Here is a 12,599-nt window from a genome sequence, read left to right as displayed (position 1 = left end):
CGCGCCAACCGAGGGCGAAAACCACATCAAAGCCCCACCCTCAACGAGCGAGGCCGCAAGGCCGAGTGAAGTAGGGTGGGGTCGGTTACTACTGGTGAACTACCCCACCCTACTCTCTCACCGCTGACGCGGTTCGCTCCTTGAGGGTGTCGTCAGAACTCGAAGAGTTCTGACTGCTAACCAGAAGTCTTTGACTTCTGGTGATGGGGCTTCCTGTTTCCACGACGCGCTTTGCAGACACAACGGTGTCCACAGGGAGCGCAGTCTCCACAGGCGTTGATTCGGAGTGAACCACTCCTACGTCTTCAAGGCCGCGAGTGTCGCAGGTGTATGAGAACCGTGCGGCGTTGACGAGACGCCCAGCGTCTCTTTCGCACATCAGAAAGCTTCGATTTCTGGGGACGCTGTATCCCCCCTACTGCGTCCTCAGAACGCTTTGCGTTCTGATGTGCGAACGAGAGCTTTGCTCTCGTTAACGCTACTCGGTCGCTTCGCTCCCTGCGTTGCTCCTTGAGGACAGGGACTTAGCCTCGCAAAAGTTAATCCGGTGGCACCCGGTATTTTGAGCATGAGCCAGAACGACGTGTCGGAGTCGCTGGAGGCGGCCGCCGAGTCGGACCGTCCTCGCGGGATCCTCACGCCCTCCGACCGTGACTTTCTGCTCGGCCGGAAGACGGACTACACGGACCACTCGCGGAAACAGAAGCGGAACCGGATCCGACGCCGCGTCCGGAACGCTATCCTCGATTTCAGCATCCTCTTCGAGTGTCTCGAAGAGCGCGACCGGAAGACGGTGTTCGACCCGGACGACGAGGACCGCGACGCGTACACGCAGGGGATCACCCATATGCTCGCGTTCCTCCATCTTGGTACGATGGGGTACCACACCCCGTTCAAGGACATGCTCTCCGAGGGGGTCGGGGAGGCGGAACAGCGCCTCGCCGGGTCGGACTACCGCATGGTCAACGTGGAGTTCAACGTCGAGCCGGTCGGCCAGATCGACGTCGACGAGGTGGTCGCCAAACTCGAGAACGACGAGTTCGCGGAGCTCACCGACGAGGAGCTCCGCGCGTTCGTCCGCCTGCTCACCATGTCGGACTCGTTCTCCCCGGAGGAGGCCGGTGAGGAGATCAAGGATCGCGTCGACGAGTTCGCCGAGAAGCTGACGGAGAGCGCGACCTCTCACGAGCGCACGCTCGAAGAACTGACGAACTGACGGGCCTGAGTCGACGAACTGACGGGCCTGAGTCGACGAACTGACGAGCAACACGCTGTCATCTGTGCGGTAACAAATATCGGTGACGGTCCGACGGCTAGTGGCCGTTCGCTCGCTGCGAAGCTGGTTCCACGGACGCTCGGTACTGTCTGAGAATCTCGCTATTTAACATGGTCTTTGGGGTTATAGCGGCTCTTTTCCACTGAACGTACAGATTTTTGCGGATCGAACTGGCGATACCGCTTTAGTATCTCCTGGATTCAAATTATGTTGATCATATATACAGGATACAAAAACCGAGTAGAATATCGCATTTTGAGAAACACTTATTGTGTACAACTCTGATCGACTGTGCATGCCAGCACGTGGCATGATACTGACCCGGCGGAGGCACTGTGGGCCAAGTAGTCGTCGCCGTCGCGGAGGTGTCACCTGATGAGTGGCTCCGAACAGGGCGTGATCGAGGAGTTCAGATCGGAGATCGATCCAATCGTTTTCGCGTTCGGTGCGTTGCTGACCGCCGGCGTGATCGTGGCGTTCTTTATCAACGAGACGCTCGTCACGGACACGATCGGCACCGCCTATAATTGGGTCGTCTCGTACCTGAACTGGGCGTTGTTGGTGATCGTTTTTATGATCGTCCTCTTCCTGTTGTTCCTGATCGTCGGTCCCTGGGGGCGGATCAAGATGGGGGACTCGGACCCCGAGTACAGCTTCCTGTCGTACTTCGCGATGCTGTACTCCGCCGGCTTCGCAGCGGGCGTCGTGTTCTGGGGGCCGACGGAGGCGCTGTTCTACTACGATAACCCCTCGCCGCTGTTCGCGATCGAGGGGGGCACGGCCGAGGCGATCCCGTACGCGATCCAGCAGACGCTGTTCCACTGGGCGCTTCCCCAGCTAGCGGTGTTCACGATCATGGGGCTCGCGATCGCCTACTTCGCGTACAACTACGAGGACGTCCCGCTCCGGGTCTCGTCGGCGCTGACGCCGATCCTCGGAAAGGAGAACCTCGACGGTCCGGCCGCGAAAGTCGTCGACATCCTCGCGGTCTTCGCGACGATCGGCGGCGTGGCGACGTCGCTCGGGTTCATCGGGAGTCAGTTCATCGCCGGGCTCAACTACCAGTGGGGGATCGATCTCGGGAACATCGGGATCCTCCTCGTGGTGACCACGATGACGCTGCTGTTTACCATCTCGATGGTGCTCGGCGTCGACAAGGGAATCCGCCGGCTGTCGAACTTTAACATGATCCTGTTCGTCGCTCTCATGCTGGCGACGTTCATTCTGGGGCCGACCCTCTTCCTGCTCTTGCTGGGTTCACAGGCGATGGGCGGCATGATCGCCGAGTTCACGTCCATGAGCCTGTACACCGGCGCCGGTAGCGAAGCCGGGACGACGTGGATGAACTCTTGGACGGTCTTCTACTGGGCGTGGGCGCTCTCGTGGTCTCCGTTCGCGGGACTGTTCATTGCCCGCATCTCGAAGGGACGGACCGTCCGCGAAGTCGCGTTCACGGGGATCGGCGCGACCTCGGCGGCGACCATCCCGTGGTTCACCATCGTCGGCGGAACCGCGCTGCAGTACCATCACACCGGTACCGCTGACTTCGGTGCCGTTATCAACAACTTCACGCCGGAGATTTCCGGCTTCATCCTCTTTGACGCCTTCCCGTTCGGGACGGTGTTCATGATCGCGTTCATGATCCTCGTCACGACGTTCTTCATCACGTCGGCGGACTCGTCGACGCTAGCTGTCTCGATGATGACCACCGGCGGGAAGGCCAAGCCGTCTAACATCAACCGCGTCTTCTGGGGGGTCGTCCTCGGCATGACCGCCGCGATCCTCATGATCATCGGCGGCGAGGGGGGAGCGAGCGCGCTCCAGAACGCGGTCATCATCACCGGTGCGCCGTTCGCGTTCGTCTGCTTCCTCGCGATGCTGTCGCTTATCAGGGACTTCGGCAAGCACTACGAACAGGTGCTCCTCCAACAGAAGACGGTGCTGTGGGGGTCGACCGATGACCCAGAACGGTCCAGTCCGGTCGAGTCAGCCGGAGCGGACGACGACTGACGGTCGGAGCGGCCGACGACTGACGGCCGGAGCGTCCGAATCGCGCGGCCCCTATACCAACTTTTAATGTACGGTATATACATAAACTGTGTATGGATAGGGATACGGCGGAACCCGACGCGGACGCGCTCCCCGGTCCGAACGCGCAGCGCTGGGTCGACTTCCACCAGTCGCACTCCGCGCCCAGCGAGTACTCACACGAGTTCGTCTGGGACGTGACCCGCGAGGCGGACGGGCCCTTCGTCACCGACGTCGACGGCAACGTCCTCCTCGATTTTACCTGTCACATCGGCGCGGCCCCGCTCGGCTACAATAACGAGAAAGTGCTCTCGAAGCTGCGGGAGTTTGACCTCGTCGAGCCGCTGAAGATCGCCGGCCAGGACATGTACTTCGGCTCCGGGCCGACCCCGGAGGAGGCCGACTTCCCCGGGTCGAGCCACCTCATGGACCTGCTGACTGACGTCTCCAGTCAGTACGGGATGGACACGGTGTTCCTCTCGAACTCAGGGGCGGAGGCGATGGAGAACGCGATGAAGATCACCCACGACCACCGCGCGCCGGCGAAGTACGGCGTCGCCTTCGAGGGTAGCTTCCACGGCCGCACGCTCGGGACCCTCTCGCTGACCAAATCGAAGGACGTGTACACCCGCCGGTACCCCGAGATCAGCGGCATCGAGACGGTGCCGTTCTGTGCGGACCGTGGCTGCGACGCCGCGAGCTGCGACTGCGGCTTCTTCGCCGGCGGCGGCTCGCAGCTCCGGGACATGCTCGCGCCGGAGGGCGGCCACGTCGACCCCGACGAGATCGCCTTCCTGACGCTCGAACCGATCCAGGGCGTCGGCGGCTACCGCTTCCCGAGCGACGCGTTCATGGACGAGGTGGCCGCCGTCACCGAGGAGTACGACATCCCGGTCGTCGTCGACGAGATCCAGTCGGGGATGGGCCGGACGGGCGAGATATGGGCGGCCGACCACTACGCGATTGAGCCGGATGTCATCGCGGCCGCGAAGGCGCTGCGCGTCGGCGCGACGATCTCTCGGTCGGACGTCTTCCCGACGGAGAAGAACCGCCTCGGCTCGACGTTCGGCGGCGGCGACCTCCTCGGCTCGATGATGGGGGCGTTCACGCTGGAGGCGATTCAGGAGCACGACCTACTGGCCAACGCGACCCGGCGCGGGCGGCAGGCGAAAGAGCTCCTCCGCGACGACGTGCCCGACACCGTCGTGGACGTCCGCGGCAAGGGGCTAATGCTCGCGGTGGAGTTCGACACGGCGGAGCGTCGCGGGGCCGTCGTCGAGGCCGCTCTCGACCGCGGCCTCCTGACGCTCGGCTGCGGAAAGAAGACGATCCGACTGCTACCGCCGCTGGATGCGACCGAACGCGAGATCGCGCTCGGCACGGGCATCTTCCTCGACGCGGTCGACGCCGTCAGCGCGACCGCGGCGGCGAACTAAAGGGCTGAAACCGGTGGTACAGACAGTGTTAACCTGCTCAATCAGTGAACTATCTGTTCTACCAGATTTCGTTGATGTGTCGGGCGGAGGAGTCTCTCCTTGGCTCGCCCGACGGAACGATCACTCGAACTGGAGATCGAAGTCGAGTGTGACCTCGTTCGTCACGTTGTCGTACACCGGCGAGGTTGCAGTGACTTCCTCGTGTAGTTCCCTGAGTTCGTCTTCCGACGCGTCGGCGTCGATGTGCGTCGTGGCCCGGAGCTGGTCGTATCCCGCCCGGACTTCGTCGCTCAACCCGAGGAACCCGCGGAGGTCGATGTCACCCTCGAACTCGAAAGAGAGGTCATTGAGTTGGATGCCGTGAGCTGCCGCGTGTCCAGCGTACGTAACGCTCAGGCAGGATCCAATCGCAGCGAGGAGGTGTTCGACTGCGTTCGGACCAGCACGGTCGCCGAGCATCGCTTCGGGTTCGTCGCCAGTGATCGTGAACTCCGGCGACTCGACAGTCGTTCCATCTTGGTCGAAATCGCTAATGTGTGTCTCACTCGCAAAGCCACCGGTCCATTCAGTTTCTGCCCGGAACGTGAGTAAGCTACCACGCCCTGAAGGACGTGGCATTCAGCGTGGACTCCCGTTCTACCCGCTGAGGGCGGTAGGTGAATACTCGCCATTCACGTTCAACGTCCCGCTGTTCAAGCGCACGCCTACGGGTGCGCCTCCGCGACCAGACTTTTGCTGGTCGCGGAGNGTTCAACGTCCCGCTGTTCAAGCGCACGCCTACGGGTGCGCCTCCGCGACCAGACTTTTGCTGGTCGCGGAGATACTTCAGACCGATATTCTTCGCCGCGTTGTAATCCGCGTGAACGTCGTACCCGCACTTCAAGCACTCAAACTCGTCCTGACCGTTGTTGTGTGGGCGATTATCCTCGTGCGTGAATCCACACTTCGAGCAGCGCTGACTCGTGTACGCCGGGTTAATCTGCATCACCTCCAGCCCTTCAGACTCGGCTTTGTACGTGACGTACTCGTAGAGTCGGTGGAACGCCCACTTGTGAACCGCCTTCGCGTGCGGGAGGCGTTCGCGGATGCCTTTGAGTTGCTCGAACACGATGTGCGTACAGTCGTTTTTAACAGCTTCCTCCACGAGTTCGTTCGAGATCGTGTGAAGCAGCTGCTCGAAGCGCCCGGTTTGTTTTCGACCGACTCGTTGAACATTCTCGTGTGCCCATCGAGTCCCGGTCTGTTGTAGGTCGCCCCGTCGCTTCTCGTACTCTCGGTGCCAGTGGTTGAGTTCGCCGCCACTCCAGAACGTGCCGGTTGAGGTGGTTGCGATGTTTGTGATGCCGAGGTCAACACCAAGGACGGAGACGTGCTTGGCATCGCCTTGTTCGGTATCATCGTTCTCCACGGCGGGCTTTGTCCGCACGTGAAGATAGAAACAATCCTCAACCTCGTCGTAGTGGAGTGTAGCACCCTTCACGTCGTAATTTCCGTTGAACAAGTACGCCGAATGTGGCGTGTCACGCTGTTCATCGGGGAGGACAAACTCTGCGGTGACTCGCCCATCGATGGTGGCGAGCGTGGCGTGGTCGTCGTTGACGGTGACGGTTCGGGTGTCGTAGCTGGCGAACCGTGACGTGAAGTGTGGTTTCGAGGCTTTTTTGCCATCCTTCCAGCGTTCGACACAGCCTTTGACGGCTTCTGCGGCTCGGTTGCGTGCGGCTTGCACGAGGTTGGCCGGGAGCGGTGAGTCGTCTCGAACATCGTAATACGTTTGATCGTGGAGTTTCTGTTTGCTGGTGGTTTTCCAGTCTGGTTGCCACGCTACGTCTACGACGTAGTTGGCGGCGTCGAGGAAGTGGTCGGTTGTCTGGTGGAGAAGGGTAGCAGCACTCTGGTCCACATCGAGTTTGATGGGCACGGTTCGAGTGTTTGAATCCTCCACCATCTGTACTTCATATAAGACAGGGAATTGTTATAATGGTTTATATTGACATGGGGGAGTCAGCCTGCTATTGGGTATGGTTCGTGTAATGGATTGTCGGCTTCCTCCCGCGCCTAAAGACGCGGGTTTCCGCCTTGCGGTTATTATGATGCCTCAGCAGGGTCTTCAGAAACCGACTCGATCATGTTTTCGAGTGCGACGGTATCTAATCCGTTGAGTTCAGTCATTCTTATTACACGCAATACTATTGCACCTTCAATTATAATACTGTTGTCTCAACCCCCTTCCGAAGGATTCACATCGCAGTCGCGTAACAGTAGCGCGCAAAATATACAATACCGGGCGCGCCTGTGAGGATCATCTCGGCTATTGTCGGAAGCGTAGTTGCTGCGGCGATCCTAGGGACGCTCGGCTTTGGCAACAGATCTGCGGTCCGACGAATTACGGAAGTTCGAGGAGAAAGCCTCGCGTTTTAGCGCGGGGATGAATCCGACAGTCGATTCGGCAAGGAATACGCTCAGATCTGGCCGGATGGTTTAAAATGGTGGTTGGTGTACAAGTTGGTATCCGAGGCGGCCTGTCCGCCCACTTAATCGGACAATATCGGGATTCCCTACTCTCGTGCAGAAAGCACCCCTTTCTGTTTGCGAGGCGAGGTGCAGTCAGCAAAAGTATCTCTGAATCCCATGCCGGGATAGGAGTAACGGCTGCTTGGCACAGCCAGTAGCCGCCCATTAAGGACGCTCCAAACCATAACCATCCCAAACCAGCGGCACGGTGCCGTGGGAATCCTCGCGCTTCAGCGCGGGGAGGATGTCAATCAATAGGCTCCCTGTACAGAGCGATCACCGTCGCCACTCGCTCAACTCCCGCCAACGACCGATCGCTCGATGACCGACACGCCGTCGAGCGCCGAGACAGCCGTTAGCACCGCGTCGAGGTGGTCGGCGCCGCGGCCTTCGATCTCGATCGTCACGGGCGTACGATTCGGGTGATCAGACCTCCTCCGGCGTGCTCGCTCCAGCGCGCCGAGTTTGGCGCCCTCCGCCGTCACCGCCTCGATGACGTCGTCGACTCGCGACGGCCACGTCGCGAGCGCGAGCCGCGCCTCGGCGTAGCGCCCGAGCTCGATCAGGCCGGTGCGCGCGAGCTCGGCGTGGTCGGTGAGGTTCGCGTTCCCGCCCGACACGACGACGGCCGGGTTCGAGTCGGACAGGTCCAGCCGGTCGGATATCGCGGCGGCGAGCGGCGCGGCGCCGGCCCCCTCGGCGACCACCTTCTCGCGCTCGGCCAGCAGCGCCACCGCCGCCGCGATCTCGCGGTCGGAGACGGTCACCACCTCGTCGACGGCCTCGCTCGCGACCGCGAGGGTGGCCTCCGACAGCCGCGTGTCGGCGATCCCCTCGGCGACGGTGTCGACGTCGTCGAGCGCACGCACCTCACCCGCCTCCAGCGACGGCTCGGCGTGGGCCGCGCCCTCTGGCTGGACGCCAACTACCCGGACATCTCGGTCCGCGGTCGCCACGGCCGTCCCGATGCCCGAGATGAGCCCGCCGCCACCGATGGAGACGACCACGGCGTCCATCGCGGGGTACTGCTCAAGCAGTTCGAGGCCGACCGTGCCCTGTCCGGCCATGACGGCCGCGTCGTCGAATGGGTGGACGAACGTCTCGCCGGTCTCCGCGGCGCGTTCCACGGCGTACTCGTACGAGCGCTCGTAGATGTCGCCCTCCACGAGCACGGTCGCGCCGTACCCCTGCGTCGCCGCGATCTTCGCCGCGGGCGTCACCTCGGGGACGACGATCGTTGCGTCGATCCCGAGGAGATCGCCCGCAAGTGCCACGCCCTGCGCGTGGTTGCCCGCGCTGGCGGTGATCACGCCGGCCTCGCGCTCGGCCGAGGAGAGCTGCGCCATAGCGTTGTACGCCCCGCGGATCTTGAACGAGCCGGTCCGCTGGAGCTGTTCGAGCTTGAGCCCCAGCGACGCGGCCCCGCTCATCTCGGCGAAGGTGCGCGACGTGTCGAGCGGCGTCCGATGCGCGACATCGGCGAGCCGGTCGCGTGCGTCCTCGACATCACCGAGCGTGACGGTCGGCGACGGCTCCGCCCCGTCCTCGGCGGCGGCGTCGGGAGTGGGATCGCCGGGACCGGAGCCGTCGGTCATTCGCCGTTCTGACGGATACTCGCCGCGCTCTCGACCTGCGGGACCGGGTGTCGGCGTTCGAGGTCGCGAACCGCGCCGACGAGCACGTCCACGCCGTGCCGGATGCTCCGCTCGTCCACGTCGAACGTCGGCGTGTGGTGGCTCGTGGGGTGGTCGGTACCGACGATGAGGTACGTCGCCAGCCCGCCCGCCTCCTGGACGCGTTCCATCAGGAACGTCGCGTCCTCGCTCGCGCCGAAGTCCGCGGCCGGAAGCACGGTGTCGACGCCGTCGACGCCCTCGGCGACGTCGGTCACGAGCGCCTGCAGCTCCGGGTCGCTGTCCGCGCGCGGCGACTTGCTGACCAGGTCGACGGTGCCGCGACAGCCGTGCATCGTCGCGGCGGCGCGCACGGCGCGCTCGAACCGGTGGTGCATGAACTCCATCAGTTCGGTCGTCTCGCCGCGCACTTCGGCCTCGAGGTGCGCGCGCTCGGCGATGACGTTGCTCGCCGTGCCGGCCTCCGCTTTTCCGACGTTGACCCGGGTCATGCCGTCCGCGTGCCGGGGGATCCCGTACGCGTTCACGATCGCCGTCCCCATCGCCTGCATCGCGTTGTCTCCCTCGTTCGGCGCCTTCCCGGCGTGCGCAGAGGTCCCCTCGAACGTCGCGTCCAGGTGCGCCATCGCCAGCGGCTTCTCGATTCCGGCGACCACCTCGCCGGTGGGGTGGTCGAGGCCGACGTGGACCGCGAGCAGGTAGTCGAGGTCGTCCGCGAACCGGCTCTCGGCCATCGGATGGCCGCCGCCGCCGGTCTCCTCGGCGGGCTGGAAGAACACCACCAGGCGGCCGGCGAAGTCGCTCTCGGCGATGGCTTCGAGGACCGCGAGCCCCCACGTCATGTGGACGTCGTGGCCGCAGGCGTGCATCGTCCCGTCGATCTCGGAGCGGAACCCCTCGTCGACGGGGTCGTGGTCGGGGTCGGTGGACTCCTCGATGAACAGCCCGTCGATGTCGACGCGGAGCCCGATCGACGGCCCCTCGCCACGGTCGAGGACGGCGACGGCGCCGGTGTTGCCGCCGGTCATGCGGTCGAGCAGCTCCGGGTCCGCGCCGCGGTCGCGGGCGCGCTCGACCCACGGGCCGAGGTCCGCGTCCGGCACGGCCATCCGGTCGGCCGGGTCGTACGCGTCCGGGCCGATCGCGAGCTCGTCGACGCCTATCGACCGGATCTCCTCGACGAGCGTGGCCGTCGTGAGGAACTCGCGCCACGCCGGCTCCGGGTGGCGGTGGAATCGTCGGCGGACGCTGGCGAGCCGATCTCGGATCGGTTCGTTCATGCGAGTGGCTCTCTCACTCGACCGTCTTAAGCGTAGTTGATCATACACAATTGTCGTGTACGTAGGGTACACAAAAAGCTAAGAAACCCCCTCGCCTTGATCCGCCAACGCGTCGTCTCGACGCGCCCACCGCTCATGAGCTCACACCAGACCGCCGATCCGGATATCGTCGTGCTGCGGGAGGGAACGGAAGGACTGTCGATGGCGTCGTACGCGGACGCACTCCGCGACCGACTTCCGGACCGAACGGTCGCGCTCGCGCAGACGCCAGCAGAGGAGCGCGACCTCGTGCCGCGAGCCCGCGTCGTGACCGGCATCACGCTCGATGCCGGCCTCCTTGAGCGCGCCGACCGACTGGAGCTGTTCGCGTGTACCTTCGCCGGCACCGACCACGTTCCGACTGACGCGCTCCGCGATCACGGCGTCACCGTGACGAACGCGGGGGGCATCCACGCGCCGGGCATCGCCGAGCAGTCGATCGCTAACATGCTCGTCTTCGCGCGCAACCTCCACGAGGGGTTCCGCCGGAAGGCCAACGGCGAGTGGCGCCACTTCCAGTCACATGAGTTCACCGACAGCACGGTCACCGTTGTGGGCCTCGGCTCGATCGGCCAGGCGGTCGTCCAGCGGCTCGCCGGGTTCGAGGTGGAGACGATCGGGATCCGCTACACGCCGGAGAAGGGCGGGCCCACCGACGAGGTGCTTGGCTTCGACGACGACGACGTCCACGCGGCGTTCGCCCGGAGCGACTACGTCGTGCTCGCGTGCCCGCTGAACGACCTGACTCGCGGGATGGTCGGCGAGGCGGAGCTAGCGACGCTCCCGCCGAACGCGGTCGTCGTCAACGCGGCACGCGGCGGCCTCGTCGACACCGACGCGCTCGTCTCCGCGCTGCAGACCGAGGGCATCCGCGGCGCCGCCCTCGACGTCACCGACCCCGAGCCGCTCCCGTCGGACCACGTTCTCTGGGATCTAGAGAACTGCCTCGTCACCCCGCACACGGGTGGCCACACACCCAAACACTGGGACCGGCTGGCAGATATCGTCGCGGACAACGTCGCGGCGCTGGATAACGGCGAGGAGTTGGAGAACGCGGTCCTCAGGCCGGAGTGAGGGAGGCGGTCCCGAGAATCCCGCTCAGGCCGTGAAGAGCTCTCGCGGGAACTCGGCCAGCGTCTCCGCGCCGGTCGAGGTGACGCGGAACGTCTCGCTGATCTCCATCCCGATATCGTCGGTCCAGATGCCGGGGATCATGTGGAACGTCATGTTCTCCTCGAGGACGGTGTCGTCGCCGGGGCGGATGCTCGCGGTGTGCTCGCCCCAGTCCGGCGGGTAGCCGAGCCCCATCGAGTAGCCGATGCGGTCCTCCTTCTCGAGCCCGTACTGCTCGATTGTCGTGCGCCACGCCTCCTCGACGGCCGAGCATTTGACGCCGGGCTCTGCAGCGTCGAGTGCTGCCTCCAGCCCTTCCACGACGATGTCCGCGGTCTCTTGGAGCTCGGTCGGTGGCTCGCCGACGAACGTCGTCCGCGCCAGCGGCGAGTGGTAGCGATGGCGGCAGCCGGAGAGCTCGATAATGACCGGGTCGCCGTCCTCGTAGCGCCGGTCCGTCCACGTGAGGTGGGGGGTGCCGGTGTGGTCGCCCGACGGCATCAGCGGGACGATCGCCGGGTAGTCGCCGCCGTACTCGTCGGTCCCGTCGATCAGCTGCTGGTAGATGGCGGAGGCGACCTCGTACTCCGGGACGCCCTCCCCGGCCGCGTCGAGACCCGCCTGCATCGCGTTCTCGGAGATCCGCGCGGCCTGCCGCATGTACTCCAGTTCCTGGTCGGACTTCTTGATCCGGAGCCAGCCGACGAGCAGCGTCGCGTCCTCGAACTCGGCGTCCGGGAGGTTCCCCTGCAGCCGCGTGTACGACTTCGCGGTGAAGTAGGCGGCGTCCATCTCCAACCCGACGCGCCCGTCCGCGACGTCCAGCTCCTCGAGGACGCCCGCGACGTAGTCCATCGGGTGGAGGTCGCGCGGCGACTGCACGTGGTCGTCGCTGTACGCGCGGATGCTCTCCTCTGCGAGGTGGGTCGTCGCCCGCGCGCCGTCGCCGTCCATGTCGCGACCGATCCAGATCGGCTCGTCGCGGTCCGGCGTGACCACGACCGCCTGGTGGACGTAGAACGACCAGCCGTCGTAGCCGGTCAGGTAGTTCATGTTCGCCGGGTCGCTGACGACGATCGCGTCAAGGTCCCGCTCACGCAACCGTTCTTTCGTCCGAGCCACCCGCCGTTCGTACTCGGCCTCGTCGAAGATGTGTTCCCGTGGCATGATAACAGAACGTCTACGAAGCCGATCAGCCAGGAGCAGCATAAATTTATCGTGTACATTAAAAACGGATACTGTGTACGGTTCTCCCCGCTGATCCCGCGAATTCGCCCCG

The 12,599-nt window shown here is 64.1% G+C and carries 9 protein-coding genes and 1 pseudogene; 4 read left to right on the top strand and 6 right to left on the bottom strand.

The features are described 5' to 3' along the window. Window positions 1-109 precede the first annotated feature (109 nt). Window positions 110-397: pseudogene (locus tag C468_RS17285) on the bottom strand (RNA-guided endonuclease TnpB family protein); the annotation flags it as partial. Between the two features lie 171 nt (window positions 398-568). Here C468_RS17285 and C468_RS01245 point away from each other — a divergent pair. The 3 genes from C468_RS01245 to C468_RS01235 all read left to right on the top strand — a co-directional run bounded on the left by C468_RS01245 (window position 569) and on the right by C468_RS01235 (window position 4,740). After that, window positions 569-1,216, top strand: a complete 648-nt coding sequence (locus C468_RS01245; RefSeq protein ID WP_008847051.1) for a hypothetical protein — start codon at window positions 569-571, stop codon at window positions 1,214-1,216. A gap of 435 nt (window positions 1,217-1,651) precedes the next feature. Beyond that, window positions 1,652-3,286 carry a BCCT family transporter gene (locus tag C468_RS01240; protein ID WP_008847050.1) on the top strand — a complete coding sequence of 545 codons (1,635 nt, stop codon included), beginning with the start codon at window positions 1,652-1,654 and terminating at the stop codon, window positions 3,284-3,286. Window positions 3,287-3,378: 92 nt separating this feature from the next. Continuing rightward, window positions 3,379-4,740 carry an aminotransferase class III-fold pyridoxal phosphate-dependent enzyme gene (locus C468_RS01235; RefSeq protein WP_008847049.1) on the top strand — a complete coding sequence of 454 codons (1,362 nt, stop codon included), beginning with the start codon at window positions 3,379-3,381 and terminating at the stop codon, window positions 4,738-4,740. Window positions 4,741-4,860: 120 nt separating this feature from the next. On the opposite strand, the gene C468_RS01230 is transcribed toward C468_RS01235, so the two are convergent. From C468_RS01230 to C468_RS01215, 4 genes are all read right to left on the bottom strand, one after another. Then, the gene (locus C468_RS01230) at window positions 4,861-5,199 is read right to left on the bottom strand and encodes an OsmC family protein (protein WP_008847048.1); all 339 of its coding nucleotides are present in this window, start codon (window positions 5,197-5,199) and stop codon (window positions 4,861-4,863) included. A gap of 133 nt (window positions 5,200-5,332) precedes the next feature. Next, window positions 5,333-6,688 carry an RNA-guided endonuclease InsQ/TnpB family protein gene (locus C468_RS01225; protein WP_394295465.1) on the bottom strand — a complete coding sequence of 452 codons (1,356 nt, stop codon included), beginning with the start codon at window positions 6,686-6,688 and terminating at the stop codon, window positions 5,333-5,335. 859 nt (window positions 6,689-7,547) lie between these two features. Next, a complete protein-coding gene (gene ilvA / locus C468_RS01220) occupies window positions 7,548-8,849 on the bottom strand; it encodes a threonine ammonia-lyase (protein ID WP_008847046.1) in 1,302 nt (433 codons plus the stop codon). Next, entirely contained in the window at window positions 8,846-10,168 is a 1,323-nt protein-coding gene (locus C468_RS01215; protein WP_008847045.1) for an amidohydrolase, read from the bottom strand. Before C468_RS01215 ends, ilvA begins: the two co-directional genes overlap by 4 nt. A gap of 135 nt (window positions 10,169-10,303) precedes the next feature. On the opposite strand from C468_RS01215, the gene C468_RS01210 reads away from it, so the two are divergent. After that, window positions 10,304-11,281: an NAD(P)-dependent oxidoreductase gene (locus C468_RS01210; RefSeq protein ID WP_008847044.1), complete on the top strand. Its 978-nt coding sequence runs from the start codon at window positions 10,304-10,306 to the stop codon at window positions 11,279-11,281. A gap of 24 nt (window positions 11,282-11,305) precedes the next feature. Here the strand turns inward: C468_RS01210 and C468_RS01205 are convergent, their stop codons facing one another. Next, entirely contained in the window at window positions 11,306-12,487 is a 1,182-nt protein-coding gene (locus C468_RS01205) for a M24 family metallopeptidase (RefSeq protein ID WP_008847043.1), read from the bottom strand. Window positions 12,488-12,599: the final 112 nt, after the last annotated feature.

It is taken from the genome of Halorubrum kocurii JCM 14978 (genome assembly GCF_000337355.1).
Taxonomy (GTDB): Archaea; Halobacteriota; Halobacteria; order Halobacteriales; family Haloferacaceae; genus Halorubrum; species Halorubrum kocurii.
The sequence above is the reverse complement of the archived record's forward strand: the minus strand, read 5'-3'. Positions and strand labels throughout refer to the sequence as shown.